The 18,127-nt window shown below is 57.4% G+C and carries 10 protein-coding genes; 6 read left to right on the top strand and 4 right to left on the bottom strand.

Annotation, left to right across the window (positions count from 1 at the left end):
* Positions 1-97 precede the first annotated feature (97 nt).
* From AB4074_RS20550 to drmB, 4 genes are read left to right on the top strand one after another with little or no spacing between them, the layout of a single operon-like run.
* The gene (locus AB4074_RS20550; RefSeq protein ID WP_441415049.1) at positions 98-1,477 is read left to right on the top strand and encodes a hypothetical protein; all 1,380 of its coding nucleotides are present in this window, start codon (positions 98-100) and stop codon (positions 1,475-1,477) included.
* On the top strand, positions 1,474-3,174 hold the full coding sequence (locus tag AB4074_RS20555) for an NERD domain-containing protein (protein ID WP_441415050.1): 1,701 nt from the start codon (positions 1,474-1,476) through the stop codon (positions 3,172-3,174). The genes AB4074_RS20550 and AB4074_RS20555 overlap by 4 nt, the downstream gene beginning before the upstream one ends.
* The gene (locus tag AB4074_RS20560) at positions 3,171-6,647 is read left to right on the top strand and encodes a helicase-related protein (protein WP_441415051.1); all 3,477 of its coding nucleotides are present in this window, start codon (positions 3,171-3,173) and stop codon (positions 6,645-6,647) included. The genes AB4074_RS20555 and AB4074_RS20560 overlap by 4 nt, the downstream gene beginning before the upstream one ends.
* Entirely contained in the window at positions 6,644-8,584 is a 1,941-nt protein-coding gene (gene drmB / locus AB4074_RS20565; RefSeq protein WP_441415052.1) for a DrmB family protein, read from the top strand. The genes AB4074_RS20560 and drmB overlap by 4 nt, the downstream gene beginning before the upstream one ends.
* 158 nt (positions 8,585-8,742) lie before the next feature.
* Here the strand turns inward: drmB and AB4074_RS20570 are convergent, their stop codons facing one another.
* The 3 genes from AB4074_RS20570 to AB4074_RS20580 form a co-directional block, all read right to left on the bottom strand.
* The gene (locus AB4074_RS20570; RefSeq protein ID WP_441415059.1) at positions 8,743-9,462 is read right to left on the bottom strand and encodes an HNH endonuclease; all 720 of its coding nucleotides are present in this window, start codon (positions 9,460-9,462) and stop codon (positions 8,743-8,745) included.
* Positions 9,463-9,581: 119 nt separating this feature from the next.
* Positions 9,582-10,769 carry a PIN domain-containing protein gene (locus tag AB4074_RS20575; RefSeq protein WP_441415053.1) on the bottom strand — a complete coding sequence of 396 codons (1,188 nt, stop codon included), beginning with the start codon at positions 10,767-10,769 and terminating at the stop codon, positions 9,582-9,584.
* A 181-nt stretch (positions 10,770-10,950) separates the two neighbouring features.
* The gene (locus AB4074_RS20580) at positions 10,951-12,981 is read right to left on the bottom strand and encodes a CHAT domain-containing protein (RefSeq protein WP_441415054.1); all 2,031 of its coding nucleotides are present in this window, start codon (positions 12,979-12,981) and stop codon (positions 10,951-10,953) included.
* 987 nt (positions 12,982-13,968) lie between these two features.
* Between AB4074_RS20580 and AB4074_RS20585 the strand changes: the two genes are divergently transcribed.
* Together AB4074_RS20585 and AB4074_RS20590 are read left to right on the top strand one after the other, a co-directional pair.
* Entirely contained in the window at positions 13,969-15,777 is a 1,809-nt protein-coding gene (locus AB4074_RS20585; protein WP_441415055.1) for an ATP-dependent nuclease, read from the top strand.
* Positions 15,777-17,183 (top strand): AAA family ATPase, encoded by a 1,407-nt coding sequence (locus AB4074_RS20590; RefSeq protein WP_441415056.1) that lies wholly within the window; start codon positions 15,777-15,779, stop codon positions 17,181-17,183. Before AB4074_RS20585 ends, AB4074_RS20590 begins: the two co-directional genes overlap by 1 nt.
* On the opposite strand, the gene AB4074_RS20595 is transcribed toward AB4074_RS20590, so the two are convergent.
* A complete protein-coding gene (locus AB4074_RS20595) occupies positions 17,180-17,668 on the bottom strand; it encodes a hypothetical protein (RefSeq protein ID WP_441415057.1) in 489 nt (162 codons plus the stop codon). The genes AB4074_RS20590 and AB4074_RS20595 overlap by 4 nt on opposite strands.
* Positions 17,669-18,127: the final 459 nt, after the last annotated feature.

The raw sequence follows: 18,127 nt of genomic DNA on the forward strand, positions 1-18,127 counted from the left end.
TTGTGCGGAACTCCTGCGAAACGGCGTCGAGATAGTTCGGGTCGCTGATTCCGTAGGGGCGCGCCTCAACACAGCTGCACGTAGACTGCTTTCGATCATGCGTGAGGGCGACCCGGCACCTTGGGCCGATCTGGCTGGCGCGGTCAATGCGATGCGATGGCGGCTGGTGACGCAGCCACAGCCGATCAGTCTGAACGCTGGTCTCCGCGATGCGGCCGAGCAGGTAGCGGTGCAAGCGAGACGGCTGCGCGGTTCGACAGCGAACGACGAAGTACTCGACGAACTGGCAGCCGCCGCACAGGCGGCCTCGGAAGCAGTACCGTTGCTCGGGTCGGTCCTGTGGAGCTCTATCGAAGAAATAGGACCGAGCGACTGTGTTGTTGTGCCTGCCAGCAGTTCCGCGAGGGCAGGACTTCAAGTTTGGCTTGGGGACCTGGGCGTTCCCGTCATGACGATTGGGGATTTGCACCGCAAGAACCGTCAAGTGGAACAGGCTTTTGCGGTGGGGCCGCCGCGCTTTTTTAAGTCATCTCTAGTAACGGCGCCGCCCGCGAATGGGGTGAGTTTCCTTATGCCTGCCTGGATTGGCGACCGCTCGCTTCCGGAGTCCGTGATCGCGCCATATGCCGACAATGCCATTCGAGTTAAATCACGAACATTCACCGTAGGTGATCTGGGTGAACCCTCAGCGGAAGCGTTGGAGCCTGAGGTTGAGGAGGAGTTCCTTCCAATGCCCATTTGGGGCAACCAGCAGTCGCCTGATCGTGAGCCGAGCAGCGAGGAAGTGGTCGCATGGAAGGTACTGCTCAGCGGTAACCTGGCGATCTGGCTCGACGACGGGGACCGTATCCGTGCGCTTGACCCAAACCAGCCCAGCGGGGAACGAGTCGTTTATTGCGACATACACGCAGTTCGGCCCGGCACGTATCTGTTGCTTCGACAAGGCGAGACGGAACAAGGTGTGTTGTATACAGCCGCGCTGCGATTGCTTGGCGCCAAGGGGGAATCCGTCAGCGCTTCACAGCATGCTTGGAAAGATGAGCTTTCCCGGCTCCTGACTTTGCGTGGCAAAAAGGCGATTGTCGGTGAACTCCGACAACTAGGCGTGACCACGGCCGATCGCGCTCCGGCGTGGATAGAGCCGAACCTCGTCCGCCCGAACAGCGATCATGACTTTGAGATTCTGCTTACATGGCTACGGATCCCAATCCAACCAACCTTCGGTTATGCGACCAAGCTGCGTCAGTTGATCCATCAGGCGATCGCCAACGTGCGGGAAAAGTTGGAGGTTGCAGTCTCTGCGGCGGATCTATCAGAGCTCGAACGCGAGGGACACTTGAGCTTGGACGTTCAGGCAGACGGGTTCCGAGGCATTATCGCGACGCGAGTCCTCGCTATCTCGCCACATCAGGTGATTGTTCCACGGCATGATGCGAGGGTCCCGTTCGAAGATTGGGGTGCACAGTGGCTCGAATGATGCCGTCCTACCGGCCAGAATCGGCGCCTCCCGGCGAGAAGGCGCTCTATGCAGCCCTTGCCTCGAGCCCAGATACCGAGGGCTGGATCGTGTTGCACTCGCTAGCCATCGCCGAGCACGTCCGCCAAGTAGAGGGCGAGGCTGACTTCGTCGTCATCGTGCCCGACCACGGGGTGCTCGTCATCGAAGTGAAGTCGCACCAGACCATCACCGTGCTCGATGACGGTCAGTGGAAGCTCGGTCATGACCGGCCGACTGCGCGGCATCCGTTCAAGCAGGCGAATGAAGCCATGCATAGCCTGCGAGGCTTCCTCGAGTCCAAGAACCTGGACTTACGCTCGATTCCGCTACTGAGCTGTGCCTGGTTTACTGAAGTCCGCGCGCGGACAATGCTGCCGTCATCGACCGAGTGGCACGACTGGCAGGTGTTGGACTCCGAGGATCTACGCAAGGGGGTCCCGGCGGCGATCTTACGAACGCTCGCGGAGGGCAAAGCGCATCTCGACGCGAAAATCCAGTACTTCTCCTATGGAGGTGTCGGTCCGGACCAAGCGCAGACTGAGCGGATCGCGTCGATCCTGCGGCCCCGTTTCGAGCTAGCGACAGTGGCTGGCGATCGACGAAGAGTACGTGAGCAGGAGCTCATCAGCTTTATCGGGGAGCAGTACGAGGCGCTAGACGCCATGCAGGACAACCGGCAGGTCCTCTTCACCGGTCCGGCAGGCTCGGGTAAGACGCTCCTTGCGACCGAGGCAGCACGCAGGGAAGTGAGCATGGGTCGATCGGGGCGGTTGCTGTGTTTCAACCGGTTCCTGGGACGACGCCTTGTAAGCGATATGGACGACCTCCCCGGGCTCACGGTTGGCACACTCCACAAGGAACTGGTGCGGATCGCCGGGGTGCAGCCGCCCCCGGGAGCAGGGCCAGATTTCTGGGAGCGCGAGCTGCCGGACCGGGCGATGGAGGTGCTCCTGGAAGGTGGCGAGGGCCTGGTCAGCGACTTCTTAGTTGTCGATGAGATCCAGGACATCGTTCGCGAGCCCTACCTCGATGTGCTTGATCTGATGGTAGCCGGTGGGCTTGCGGAAGGGCGTCTGCTCCTTTTCGGCGACTTCGAGCGGCAAGCGATATTTGACGCGCCAGACGGGCGGGCGCTGCTCCGTAGCCGTGTTGGTCAGCTCACTACGCATCGGCTCATCACCAACTGTCGCAACCTGCCGAGGATTGGTTACCAAGTCAACACGTTCAGTAAGCTGCAACCCGGCTATCAGCGATTTCGGCGGCTGGACGACGGCTTCGATCCGTCCGTATTCACGTACAAGTCCGGCAGGGACCAGTCTGAGCAGCTGGTGAGCGCTGTACGTACGCTGCGCAACGATGGTTTTGAGCTGAACGAGATCGTGGTGCTGAGCCCCCTTGAGGGGAACTCTACTGCGAGTAGGACGACAGATACTTGGCTCCGCCAGGTGCTTCGACCTGCTGATGGCAGCGCGTCGCGGCCGGGACAACTGTCCTACAGTACGATCCAAGCGTTCAAGGGACTCGAGGCACGGGCGGTGGTGGTGACCGATATCGACCGTCACACGATGCCGAACTTCGAATCGCTGCTGTATGTTGGCCTGACGCGGGCGACCGACAGGCTGTTCGCTTTGATCGAAGCCGGGACACTCAGGGCAGCACTGGAAGGGACAGTATGACTGGGCTCGAGGCGCGCGGTATCGTCGAGGCGGCAGTTCGGCGCGAATTATTTGGTCCCGTGGACACGGACTCGCCCCCCGGGACGCCGCTCGACTGCTCCTCCGGGGTGCTGACCTTCGAATCTCAAGAAGCCAGTCGCGGTCAGTTTCACGAGATGACGACGCACCAGGAGATCCTCACGCGCTCGGATCCTCTCCGTCGCTATGGCATAGGTGTGCTACACAACGGCGCAGCACAGCGAGGTACAGCGATCTCGTCTCCCGGGACTTCCGACGGCGGTCCGGAGGATGACCCCGACCTCAGCTGGGTCGCTGGGCTCGGAGGTACCGAGGAGCACCTCGACGCCCCGACTGTGGAGGTCAAGGGGCGACTTCGCCACGACGAGGCAGATTCCGACGACTTCGACCTCAGCGACGCCAACACCTTCAAGCCGTCAGCAATGGCGATCTCGTTCAAATGCCGCGTGCCGACAAACGGCTCCTTGGTTGTCACGGTGAAGGGCGCCTACTACGACAAGTTGAGCGTGCACATTCCGGGAGTGACCAAAGCCCGCGAGTGGTGGCTCCGTCGCCCGTTCGAACTCACTGGCACGGTTCCGGGGCACGTGCTTCTAAACGAGAACAATCGGCTCAAGAACGTAGATACGGCAACTGGCGAAGAGCGACCGCGCGTTGCTCCGACGACACAGGTCTTCAGCCGACCGGTTCCCGGAGAGCATGACCCTGAACTCCGACTCGTGACAGTGGCCGTTCTGAATCAAACGTCAGGCACAGGTTCGGCCAGCGCGCTGTTCCAGATGGGCTTCACGGTTGCTGCCGCGGGTGGGCTCACGATCGAGGCCTACCACGACATCGAGCAGCCGGACCGGGACGAGGAAGAACAATCTATCGATCTGCTGTACCTGAACAAGCGGACCTACGCGATCGGTCACGGCTGTGCTGCGGAGTGGGGCGAAGCCAAGCACGAGGCAACGTCGTGGGTCCACGCTGAACCGCTCCCTGTATATGAGGTCGTCAGCTTGACGCCGAACGTCTACGTGACGGATGAAACGGGAATCAGAACGTCGGTCATGGTTAGCATGGCGTCGTTGGCTGAGGGAAGCGACGCAGGACGGGTGCAAGTTGAAACAGTCCTGCGCCTCTACGATGTGTGGATCACCCAGCAGGAGAGACTCATCCCGGACCTTTTGCCCCGTTTCCGTCCAGCCGCGACCAGGCACATGACGCTCTGTCGTGAGGCGCTGGCTAGGATGCGGGCCGGGTGGGATCTCGTGAACTCTAATCCGATCGCTGGTCGCGCCTTCCGGCTAATGAACGAAGCCATGCTCTACCAGCAGGTACGATCGCGCTTCGAGCTTCGTCAAGTCGCCGCCGGGTCGGGTGGAATTCTGCGGGTGCAAGGTCCGCACCCGGAGCCCGTTGTGAAGCCCGGTACGGGCAACTGGCGTCCCTTCCAGATCGCCTTCATCCTGGCTAGCTTGCCTGAACTCGTAGAGCCTTCGCGTGCCACCCGCGAGATAGTAGACCTGATCTTCTTTCCGACTGGTGGAGGTAAGACAGAGGCATACCTCGGTGCGTCAGCGATCAGTTTGCTTGCCCGGCGGCTGCGCAACCCAGAGGACGCGGGAACCGACACGCTCATGCGTTACACGCTGCGGCTACTAACAGCACAGCAGTTTCTTCGCGCTGCGGCATTGGTCTGCGTCCTAGAGGACATCCGATCGAAGAATGCGGCGGACCTCGGCGAGACACGATTTAGTATTGGGATTTGGCTTGGTGGGTCCTCTACTCCGAATACCTGGAAGAGGGCCGTCGAGGTTCTGAGTCAGCTGAGGCGCGACCCGCAGACACAGAACGAGTTTCTGCTGCTCCGCTGTCCTTGGTGCGGGGCTCAGATGGGCACGAAACCCCGAGGGCGAAGCGGTCAGGACGTCATCGGCTACGAGCAAGTCGGGCAGAAGGTCATCTTTCGCTGCGTCGATACGGTCTGCCTGTTCAGCGGGCGGAAGGGGTTGCCGGTGCATGTCGTCGACGACGACATCTACGAAACTCGCCCATCGATCGTCATCGGTACCGTCGACAAGTTCGCCATGATGGCTTGGCGCCCAGAGTCGAGACGACTGTTCGGCTTAGGCGATGACGGTAGCCGCCAGGTGTCTCCGCCTGGCCTCATCATCCAGGACGAGCTCCATCTGATCTCTGGACCGCTTGGCTCGATGGTCGGTCTGTATGAACCTGTGATCGACGAGCTGTGCACCGATTATCGTGGCGGTGAGCCTGTGCCCCCCAAGATCATCGCATCGACGGCGACCATTCGGCGGTATGAGGATCAAATCCGGGGACTCTTCGGGCGCCAGCAGGTGGCACTCTTCCCGCCGCATGGGCTGGAAGAAGGACATTCGTTTTTCGCTGAGCCGGCCACGCTCGACGATGGCTCGATCGAGCCGGGACGCCGCTATCTCGGCGTCATGAGCTCTTCGCTCGGGTCGATGCAGACTGTCCAAGTGCGAGTCGCAGCGGCAACCCTACAGGCAGGTACCGAGATCCCCGAGCCCGACCGTGATGGTTACTGGACGAATGTCAACTTCCTCAACAGCCTGCGCGAGCTCGGCAACACCGTGTCGCTGTTGGAGTCGGACGTACCTGACTACTTGACCGGACTGCGCTTCCGGGATGGTATCGAACCGCGTTGGCCGCGGGAGACGATGGAGCTCACTTCCCGGCGTCGAAGCGATGAGATCCCGAAGGCCATCGAGGTACTCCAGGCTCGCTACGGGTCGCCGAACTGTGTCGACATCTGCTTGGCATCGAACATCATCGAAGTCGGTGTCGATATCGACCGGCTCGGACTCATGACGATCGTTGGCCAGCCCAAGACGACGGCACAGTACATCCAGGTCAGCGGTCGAGTCGGCCGTCGGGCGGACGTCAGTCCCGGGCTTGTCATTACTATCTATGGCGCGGCGAAGCCGCGAGACCGAAGCCACTACGAGCGCTTTCGCACCTACCATCAACGGCTCTACGCGCAGGTCGAGCCAACGTCGGTGACGCCGTTTGCTGCACCGGTGTTGCGTCGCGCACTGCATGCCGCTGCGGTGGCGCACATCCGCCAGGTAGCGCCGCTACTCCCGCCGTACCCGTTTCCGCTACGCGAGTACGAAGACGCGATTGCTCTGCTTGAAGCACGGGCAGCCATCGCCGACCCCGACGAAGTGCCGGTGCTGAAACGCATGGCCAAGCGCAGGGCCCGGCAGTGGGAGAGCTGGGAGCGAACTATGTGGTCGGCCAACGTCATTCAAGGTGATCCTAAACAGGGTTTGATGCGGTATGCCGGAACCCTGCCGGACCTCGACAGCGAGGCGACGATCTGGGAAGTACCGACCAGCATGCGCAACGTCGACGCTGAGTGTCGGTTGCAGATTTCGCTCGCTTACAACCGGGTGGACGCAGAGGCTGAGGAGGGCGAACTATGAGTACGGGTAGCATGCGGCGGGCGCAAGTCGTTACGCCGTTCGGCGTGGGGGCGATGAGTGTCCTGGTCAATGGGACGTCGATCATTACTGCTGGCTTGGATCACTGGTATCCGGCTAGTAATCCAAACCTCGCCTTGGAGGAGTACCAGGAGCACGACTGGCGCCTGGAGGCGCGGCTGCGGGTTCAGGAGTTCCGTCTCCCGCCGGATTATCGCTACCAAGGCGCAGGAAGCGATCAACGTAACGTCAAGCTGACGGTGCCGGTGCTGCGCTTTCCTCGCTGGAGCTTCTGTATGTACTGCAAACGACTCAAGCTCAGCACCCTCACTATGCAACAGGGCGAGAAGTGTCCAGACCCAGAGCACGCCGACAGGCAATACAAGCCCCGGATGTCCCAGGTGCCCTTCGTCGCCATCTGCGTAGCTGGGCATCTCGACGACTTCCCATTCGACAAGTGGGTGCACCGCGCTCATAACCCGAAATGTAAGGGCATATTGCGCCTTGAATCACGGGGTGGTGGTGGCCTCGAAGGTCAGGTCGTGACCTGTGGCCTTGTCAAGGGAAAAGTTGTTGATGGCTGCGGGAAACAGCGGTCACTGCTCGGCATCACGGGATCATGGCGAGACTCCCAAGGTGAGGAGCACACAAACCTGACCGATCAGCTGTCCTCGAACGAGAATGACCCGCACTACTGCACTGGCGCACGGCCGTGGTTGGCGGAACTCGACGGCGTCTGCGGGCTGCCTATACGAGGCGCGCTCCGTGGTGCCGGGAACGTCTACTTCCCGAAAGTGGAGTCATCGATCTACCTGCCGCGGAAAGAGGGCGCGGTCAGTGTCGAGATGCACGAGTTGATGCGTCACCCGGCCGTGAGTGCGACCATGCGGACCCTGCACACAGCTTTCGGCGAAGATCTTGATGTCGCGGTTTTGCGTAAGACCTTAATGCGTAACGTTCCGCCCGAGCGGTTCAAGCCGATCTCGGATGAAGAACTCATGGCCGGCTATCGAGACCTATTGGGGGTCGAAGGGCCGCAGCCAGAGTCGAGCGAGGAAGGCGGTACGGAGCTCCTTACGGAAGACGACGAATGGCGCTATCCCGAGTACGTTGCGATCCGCGAAACGCCGAAGGACGACTACTTGACGGCGACCAATCCTGGAATGCACGCCGACCTCTCTTTGCATTTCGACCGCGTGAGGAGCGTTGATGTCCTACGGGAAACGAGGGCACTCCGTGGCTTTACGCGGGTTCGAGATGACGTTCTCAAGCTCAGCGTCGGGAAGGCTCTCTTACGTCGTCGGTCGCTTTCACCTGAACAGGACTGGCTGCCTGCATACGTGGTGAAGGGCGAGGGGATTTATGTCGAGCTCGATAGTGATCGCCTCGCGAAGTGGGAGGCTCGACCTAAGGTCCAGGCACGAGCGGACAAGATTACCGCGCACTATGGCCACGTCGCGTCGCAGCGTGGGCTCCATGCACGCACGCTCAGCCCACGGTTCGTACTGCTGCATACGCTGGGCCATCTGCTGATTAACCAGCTGGTCTTCGCCTGTGGTTACAGCTCGGCGTCCCTTCGGGAGCGGCTGTATGTGTCTGATGCAGCCGATCGGCAGACGGCAGGACTTCTGCTCTACACCGCGGCGGGAGACTCTGAAGGCACGATGGGTGGGCTCGTCCGTATGTCTCGCCCGGACAACCTACGGTCGGTCTTTGCGTCGGCGCTGAGCGGAGCACGTTGGTGTTCGACCGATCCGGTTTGCATGGATGCAGGGGAGAAGGGTCAGGGTCCCGACTCCTGCAATCTCGCGGCTTGCCACGGATGTGCGTTGTTGCCCGAGACCAGCTGCGAGCAGTTCAATCGATTCCTGGATCGTGGCTTGGTGATTGGGACTATCACCGATCCGACGCTGGGCTACTTTTCTGACCTTGATTTGTAACCTCGAAAAGTGCCAAGCCCAAGTCACACCGACCATCGTCGGAGGAGATTACCATCGGGGCTTCTGCAGCGTTTTGATCCAGGTGTGCGCTCGAATTCTTGGTAGCCAACACGACTGTATCCGCGTCAATGATCTGGCGAACGGGAAGCTTGCCTGGCCTAAAGATTTTTCTTCGCGGAACCCTTTCGGAGCCTCTCGAGACGCCGGATATGCGCGGCGACATCCCCATCCGGCCAAGGAGACCACGCAGTCAACTCGTAATAGCTACGCCTTCGCCCGTTCTCGTACCGATACTGCACCCTATGATTCCATCCAAGCTCCTTGAGCTCACGGAGTCGTTTCTGCCAGTCGTCTTGGTGCTGGTGGGTAGAAGCGATGACTTCAAGGATCTGGCTGGGTGCAGCCTCCCCTGCCTCCGCGAAGGCCTTAAGCGCCTCGCCAATTCTCTTGTGCGGTTCCAGCCATGCCGCAGCCGCTCGGATCTTGTCCGAGTGCTCATCAAGGGACGCAAAGTAATCACGTTTTCCGTTGTTGCATTCTTGGCACAACGGCTGGAGGTTATCCACATCATTGTCCCCACCCCAAGTGAGCGGCAATTTGTGGTCAACTTCCAGCTTGACGAAGTCCTGAGTTGGTGTCTTCCCGCATTGAGCACATCTCTGGCTAAGCAGTACGCGGGCACGGAGTTTCCCAGATATCGCTCGACGGCGTGGATCACCAGGTGGTCGGAGTCCCTGAAGGACATACCTCTGGGCACCGCCTATCCAGAGACAAGGAACAACTATTCCGTAAACGTCTCGAAGACCGCGAACGCGTCTATCCGTCTGTGAATGACTTTCGCCCATAATCGACGTTGCATGATTTCGAATCTCCACCATGGTTGGTGGATCACTGCGTCGTTCGTACAGGTACCCGTATAAGACTCGAGAAGCTTCATCACTTATCAGTGCTTCGAGCTCTGGGCTTTCTGGACTTGGCAGTGGCAGGAGGGAGTCATTCACCGAGCAGCTACCCCTTGAACAGCCGTCCACTCAACAAAGTCGCAATTTTCTACATGCCCTGAGGCATTTCGCAGTACATCGAACACCATTGATGCTGTTCGCCAGGTAGATACCTCGGCGTAGTGATCGTTGTGGTCATCGTTGGAAATGTGCACATCTTTCAGATTATGGACCTCAGACTTATAGACCATTCCGCTCAGTTCAATTTCTGCATTGAGATCACAGCGCATCAGTTCATCGTCCCCCTCGAATACGTCATAGGTTTGGGAGGTCATTGAGTCGAAGTCGAGCTCAACACTCGAAAGAATCGGGGACTCGAAAGCTCTCGGGAGCTCGAGTGCCAGACGTGTATCCGGATCGCTCTCAAGAGGAATTTCGGTCCATAGGAGATTCTCAGCGGCGGCAACGAGAGCTTGCTCCAGTTGACGCGACTTCTCATCATCGAATTCCAAAGGCACTTGGCCGTGCTCTACTTGGTCTCCGGAAGGCTCTTGCGATGGTTCCGTCGACGAGCTGCGAGCTTGAGCTTCAAGGATCTCAATGATGTCTTGTAGTCGAGGAACCAGTTTGAGCCTCACGTCGCCCTTGGCCGCCGAGGCCTCTTGAACCAGGTGGGGGGCTAAGGTGCCATCGGAGCCAAAATCCTTAGAGTTATGGGACACAAAGTAGATGGAGGCACCTGGCGGACAGCCTTGCAAAAATTCGAGTATGGAGTGCCAAATTAGCGCGTCACGGTAGCCAGTGCCGTCTGCTTTAAATGGTTGTACAAAGCCGATTGCGCGTTCAAAGAGTGCTTCTTGGGTCACGTCGGGCAGCGGTAAGATCCTGCCCCCATTCGCGTCCAACTTGGCGGCAACACGGGTGAAGTACTCGGCTGCGTCAGCCTCAATTGGCTCTTTCTGTTTTTCCAGAAACTTACCGATCGTGTCCCTACTGGAACAAGTTCGCAATTTCTTTGCAGCGTTTGCCAAGGCTTTTTGCGCTTCTATGGAGGAGGCCTTTACTTGACGTTCGGCTTCTCTTAGCACGACGACTGGGACTGCGAGATCTACAGACTTACGACGCGTGGCATCGAGAATTGCCTTCCACGAGGCTGTGTCGAGCTCGGCACTGTGATCGTGCAGGGTTGTCGTATCTACCACGACATGAATCTTTGATGCCAGTACATCGTCCGAGGTGGTCAATGTGCTCTCCTGTGGTTCTATGATTTTTCGACATCTCCTCGCATCACTCTAAGGGAGGAGGAAGGTCATGGTTGAACGCCGTGGGATCCGCGAAATAGGGGCATATTTCGTGGCCGATGGCAGCTCCGACATGGACCTACGGCCCGCCGAGGGGCTGGCATGCGCGGCTGCCATATGACCACTAGCGCCAATGGCGTCCTGAGACTCGGAAGAGCTTCCAGTCATCGGGTGCCACGACCAATGACCGGCTCACTTCCGTTGACCAAGTCGGCCATGCAGCATCTAGAATCCCAGCAAGCTCGCAAACACTAGGATGCAGGTCTCCTCTTGCCGCCGACTTTCTCGCCAGAGTGTATGCATCCCAAGCAGAATGGCCATTTTTGAGAGCGAAGTGGAAAACACTGGAGAAAAATCCTGCGACAACATCGTTTATAGGTGCTGACGTTGATACGACGACCTGGGCGCCAGCTTCAATAAAGGCGATATCCATCGGCACGGTCTCAACCAGCTGATTCTGGCCGTAGAGGCCCCGTCCTGTTGAGCAGGCGGAAAGAAAGACTAAACGTGTGCTAGCGCAGTCTGCCTCTAACAGCACTTTGTATGGGGTTAGGTAGTCGGTCTGGGTTGGCCCGAGGAGCATTCCCACCTCGGACGCAGCAGTGCCGGAACGTCCATGGCCGGCTAGATGAACAATTTCTGGCAACGGTTCGGCAAGGGAGAGGTCGGCCGGTCTAACTGAGTACAGGTTTGCGACAACTGCAACCTCGGTATCAACCGTTTGAATGTGCTCGCCAGTCGGATCGGAGTACCCGACAAGGAGGGCGGTCTCATCAGTGTTCACGGCTCGCGGCTCGGAAAGGCTGGATAGGCGGTGAGTGTAACTGACCTCAGCGAAGCCCAAATCGAGCAGAGCTTCATGAAAGGGAACGTTGTATACATCAGGACCGCTGCTGATCACGAGCCCCTTGACTCCTTCTCTCAAGAGTATCGTGAGTTCCTGCAATCCATGAGTGTAGTGTTTAACCAGCGCATCAACAGACTCTGGAACAAGTGATAAATCGATATCCGATGAGAATTCCAGCGGATAACAGCGTACTCCAGTATCCGGAGACTCATATGCAATGAGGCAATTCAAATAGCCATTGAATGTGAAGAATTGCACATAGGCGCGGTGTGCGCCTAAAATTGCTACGTCCAATCTAGGTTTTCCGCTTCCACCGGTGGTCGTGATTGATCTGCGTAGGTTTTCGTGAGCCTCTACATACAGGGAACTGTCCTCAATTCCACCGCGGTGTACCTCTAGAGCCCGTTGATGCAATACGGTAAGGAAGCGCTCAAAGTCCTTGGTCAGGGGCGACGTAGAGTCGCGGCGCCTCTCGCGCTGACAGACGTTCAAGTATTCGAAGAGGTTGTACTCGATAAGGTTCATTTGGTCCAGATAATTTGCTGAAGTTGGCGGCTGGAGTTCGGATATATTCAATTGGGGGGACCTTGCCGAAGAGTCGTCAATTAACTTGATGCATCGGTCGATTAATTCTTGCGGTAGTCGCGCGCCGAAAGCAAAGACAAAGTCAATCAACGACGATCGAAGTTTGCGATATATGTCGATTCTAACGATGCCAATAGAGAGCATAGCTCTTAGTGCGGTCAAGCTGGCTCGATCGGTTAGATTGTAAGTATAATGAATGTGTGAAAAATCTCCATTGGAAAAATCGAGTTTAAAACCCAGCTCTAAAAGATGCGACTGTGGTGTTTTAACATAGAACGGCAGTGCATATGATGCCCGATTTACTGCGTTTAACTCTTCGTCGGACTCGACGGCCAAGTACCAGCCAGGCACGAATCCGGTGCTGGCGTAGCTGAAACGGGCTCCGCGGTTGCGGATTGAATCAATAACCCAATCTGGTACCAGGGTTTCTCTGGAGGGCCAGCTGCCTGGCAAGCTCATGAATAGATGGTGGAGGCTCTTCGCGGACTTCAGGGCCTCGTCCTTCCATAGATCTAGACGGTCATCGGGATAGCAGGCCAGCAGCTCTAAGGGGGTGAACATCTCAAATGCTTGGTCCATGTTGTGGTGTGCAACGCTACGTACCAGTTCTAGATGGCTGTCCGGAGAATCGAGGCCAAGAACCACCCGATCAGTTGTTAGCGCCACTTCGTCGCGCTTGATCGGATGCAGGTCGGGGGATGGATCAAGGATTTCGGGATCCATATTGGCATTAGATTGAGGCTTCATTCGTTTCCCGAATTCTGAATCAATCAGGAGGCACAGTAGGTCTGTCCGAACCTGCTGCGTATCTCTTCCCAAGCGATAGAGGGTAAACCATGCTGCTAGAAGATGGCTACTTATTCGAGGGTCAAAACCTCCATCTCGCCACCTAGATATGATCGTTTTGCAGTCTTCTGCATCCAAATATGGTGGAAGCGACATGTCTTGGTCGTCAATTCCATAAATGTGGCTTAACCCGACATGAACTGCGATCAGTGCTTGCTCAACACTCGAAAGTTGACTTGACTGAGCCCAACCAGGGGAAGTCGCCCGACTGTTCTCACCGCCGAGGAACCGCTCGGCAGTGAAGAGGAGCCATCGCCTTCGGGCCGTAGTCAATTCATTTGCATTCACGGCGGTCATCAAGTCTCCGGTTCGAATAGTCCAAGGGGATGATCCGTAGTGTATTCGAAGCGCCGGCATTTGAAGGCCCGGTTCCAGTCCGCCACCAGCTGCGCAAGCTCCGGAATGAGCGCCAGGTACTCTGCGACCGGGGCGATCCGACGGGCAGCTGGCGCCAGGCTGACCCACTCTAAACTTTCCCTGAGGATCCTGCCGAGCTCGAGCGATTGCTAGCCCAGCTGATCGAGCGGCCGGAGGACGTCTCCGAAGAAATTATGGACACCATGATCGGATGCGTACCCTGGGCCAAGTTTGAGGGTCGGAACGGCCAGGGCTGCTCGTCCGATTACCTGCCTTTAGGGTAAATATTCATACGGGGCGGCTCTATTTGCGACAAGCTAAGGCTCGATGACGCCATCTCGGCAGGGCTCATATCGAGTTGACGCGGCCTTGTCGGCGTTGCGATGCCGATTGCCGGCAGGTTGGTAGGGGATGATGTCATTGCCGGGGGACCGAGGGTGTGTAGGGAGACACTTGACCGCCTGAATTTCCCTGTCACAATAAGAGGCATAATCAAAATGGGGTTAGATGAAAGTCCGCAAAGTAAGTATCAAGAATTATCGGGGAATCAAAGAAGCGGAATGGGTTCTTGATGGTTCTTTTGTTGCTTTTGTTGGACCGGGAGATAGTACAAAGACGACGCTCTTAGATGCGCTGGGTCTTGTGCTATCGACCCGTTATAATATTGCGTTTACTGATGCAGACTTTTACGACTGCGATCCGTCTAGACCCATCGTCATTGAGGCCGTCATGGTGGATCTGCCGGACGAATTGGTTAACGAACGTAGCCACGGTAAGAATCGAAGCGGCGTTACAGCGGCTGGTGTGGTTGTCAATGACCCTGTTGAAGACGAAGACACTATCGAATGTTTGATAGTCCGGCTTTCTGTGGATCAATCCCTCGAGCCGGTTTGGGAAGTTGTGCGGCCAGGTGAAGTCGAAGGTGCGCGCATAAGCGTGACAGAGAGGGGGCACCTTGGATTCTTCAGGATCGGAGACTTCGTCGATTCCCATCTTCGCTGGGGACGATCTTCGGCACTCTCAGCCCTGACACAATCCAAATCGGGCGCCGCCTCTGCCGTTATGGAGGCGCAGCGCCAAGCGCGTCAAGCGATCGGTGGACTCACTGGAACACCACTTCATGATGCAGCCATCCTGGCCCAAACTGAAGTTAAGAAGCTGGGCAGCGGACCTTTCGTAGATCTCAAGCCTGGACTCGATCCGAGCATTGGAGTCGGAACAGCATCGCTGGTACTGCATGACGGCAACATTCCTCTCACGCAGTTCGGGTTGGGGTCTCGGCGTTTGTTGAGCCTGTCTATCCAAGAGAACGCCTTGGCCGGACGATCGATCGTCGCAATCGACGAAATAGAGAATGGCCTTGATCCTCATCGGCTCGCCCATCTCATCCGATATCTAAAGGATCGAGCACGGAACGAGGACCTGCAGGTAATCTTCACAACCCACTCTGCCTTGGTCGTGGAATCTCTCGCTCACGATCAGATCTACGTTGTTCGGTCGAGCGCTGGTAAGACCTCCGTGAGTGCAGTTCCTTCAACGCTCGCCCAACCCCAAGCAGATGTGCTTCAGGGTGTAATCCGAGAGCGCCCGTCAGCTTTCTTGGCAAGCAAAGTTCTGGTGGGCGAAGGAGCCACAGAGGTTGGCGTGTTGAGGCACCTTCTCTGGTACTGGGATCAGTCTCGAACGAGCGTCGAAGACGTGACATCCGTAACTGCTGGTGTGGGAGTGATGAATGGAAGCGGAGACTCCCAAGCACCTGGGCGCAGCTCTGCGTTGGCCCAACTTGGCTACCCAACATTGCTTGTTATTGACGGTGACGTGATTTCGAACACCGAAGCTATAGCGGCGGCCGCCGACAACGGTGTTGTCGTTGTCCAGTGGCCGCTCACTCAAGCTTTAGAGGACGTGATAGTCGAAGCTCTCCCCGTGGAAGGTTTGCAAGACGTGGTCGATTACGCTGTCGCCGATCGATCAGAGGAGGCGATCTGTGCGGCCATCGCTTCAAGACTGGGAGTTTCCAGGATCACAAGTTCTTTAGTCGCTGATTGGATATCGGAGCATGGAGAGGCCAAAGTCCGCTCTGCGATTGCCGCAGCTGCAAAGGGCGCAAAGCCAGGCAAGGACAAAGAGGAGAGTAAAGCTTGGTTTAAGCGTGAGGACCGGGGCGAATCCCTCGGTGCGATCATCGTGAAACACCTCGCAGCTATCCAGTCAGAAACATTGCTGGATGGGCTGGCGTCAATCTCAGCCTTTGTCTACGGTGTGAGTCTAGTGGCTGCGCCTGCTGGCGTCGGTAAGTCAGAGGCCGTTGCGTAGTGCAGAATATCGGGGAGATTCTTGCTAATCTGCCATGTTCAGTCGAGATGCCGGCCGGTACGGGCAAAACAGAGACAATCGCCGATCTGGTGCAGGCGTACGCCGATCAAGGAAAGCACTGCCTCGTCCTGACCCATACTCACGCCGGCGTTGACGTGCTCAGAAGACGACTCAAGAAACGCGGTGTGGCGAGCGGGTTCTACATGGTCAGAACACTAGACAGCTGGTGCTACGACTTGATCCAAAGTTTTCCAATCATTTCGAACATTGCCGTTGGCGATGAACCGGACTGGGACTTTCATCGGCAATACCATGAAGCTGGGGCACTAGCCGTGACGTCGGGAGCTATCTCCAAGATGTTGCGGATAAGTCATGACCTTGTGATCGTCGACGAGTATCAAGACTGCCAGGTTCATCAGCACGAACTTGTTGCAGCGGTTTCTCGAACTGTGCCCACTGTTGTGTTTGGCGACCGCATGCAAGGACTCTTCTTTTGGAGCGGCAACTCGGTCATCTGGGAGGAGCACGTGGTCTCCGTGTTTCCGCCTGTGAGTATTGAGGTTGAACCATGGAGGTGGAAGGCGTCTAATCCTGCCTTGGGTCAATGGTTGCTCGATGCACGGCAGAACCTTATGGACGGCTCCGGCATAGATTTGACATCCGCTCCGCTGCAAGTCTACGTGGACGGCGACGAAGCGACTGCATGCTTTGACCGGCCGCGTCATCCGGAGACGTCTGTCGCCATTGCTCGCTGGCCTAAGTCTGCTGCGATCCTGGCCAACAGGTTAGGTGGCGCATACACAATGATCGAGGAACTTGAGGGAAAGCACCTCGAGGCCTTCGCCGGGATTGCCGATGGGGGCTTACCTCGCCAGGTTGCCCAGGAGACGCTTGCATATGCTCTAAGCTGCTCATTTGGTGTCGCAAAGTACTTTCCCGTTACATCGAGATCGTCACTTGCGCGCGGCGTTGAACTGTCGCCGCAATCCTTCATCGGAGCCGAACATGCCGCCTCTGCGCTGAATGACATCATTCGAAGCCCCACTCCCTTCCGGGTAAGACGAGCACTGCAGGAGCTTCGAAGCATGGAAGGAGTAAGACTCTTCCGACGGGAAGCGTGGTCAGGAATGATCGAGGCACTCAGACTCTGCGAGGCAACCCCCGGCCTGACTGTCTACGACGCTGTTGTTCAGATCCGAAGCCGGATGAGTATCGTCGGACGCAAAGCAGAATCTCGCATTGTCGGACGCCCTCTTTTGGTGAAGGGGCTTGAATTCGACCACGCCGTATTAACAGAGGTTGACGGACTGAATGCACACGAGCTCTACGTTGCTCTCACTCGAGGCTCCTCGACCGTGAGTATGGTTACGAATTCTCACAGCCTGAACCCACCCCGCCCCTACTAGGACTTTACGAGGTGATCATACGAACTCCGCATCCTCACCCCCTTTTCAATCAACCTTGACCGCACCGTATGAGCAGTCACACCCATCCGCTTACCAATCGTGGCCAGTGAGTCACCTTGTTCGTAGAGCCTGACTGATTCCTTGATCTGCTGTTCGTCTAGGCCAATCTTGCGTGGCCTGATCGCCCGTCGGCGTAGGCGCTTCCTGACGGTCTCTCGGCTGATCTGGTACTTGGTGGCTAGCTCCTTGACGCGCATGCCTGCCTGGTAGTCCTCGGCCATGGCCTTGGCCTGTTTGGCTTTGAGCTGGGGAAAGCGGCGGGGGATAGGCGGTTCCTCCCGCACTACCGGGGGCCTGGCCTGGAGCTTGGTTATCAAGGAACGAAGTTTGACGGACTGGCTACTTTGTTTCGAATAGGCTTGTAGGACGCCCACCAAGTTTATACCAATTTCTTGTAGGATACCTACAACAACAGAGGTCAGCATGTACCGGTGCTGATCTTTTTTAGTGCCAAAATGAGTGCAAAACACGCGAGCCTTAAATTCAGGCAGTCACGCCACCCCTGTTAAATGGTTTTATATGCATAAGGTAGCTTGCGCACCGGTACGACATGTCGGGTCGCGGCTGACCCCTGTTGAAATTTGCCAAAATGTACCGGTGCAAAAAAATGCCCTCAGGCAAAATAGCCCAGAAATAGCGACCCGACGGGCGATAAGACGGGCGACCAGACACCCATTTTGGCCCTATTTAAAGCCGTAAAACACCACCGGTGCATGCGTACAATCCTGCTCATGCTGGTTACGTCCCGCTGAGTGGTGGAGTTTTCTCGACACCGTGCAGGTCAGTTATTTGATTATGCTGCCGTGAGTTCGGGAAGCAAAATCGCCTCCGCGATCGGCGTGGCGGGGGTCGTGTTCATGGCCTTGAGTTCGGTCATGGAGGCC

Origin of the sequence: Arthrobacter sp. 2MCAF14 (genome assembly GCF_052115645.1) — a bacterium.
Lineage (GTDB): Bacteria > Actinomycetota > Actinomycetes > Actinomycetales > Micrococcaceae > Arthrobacter.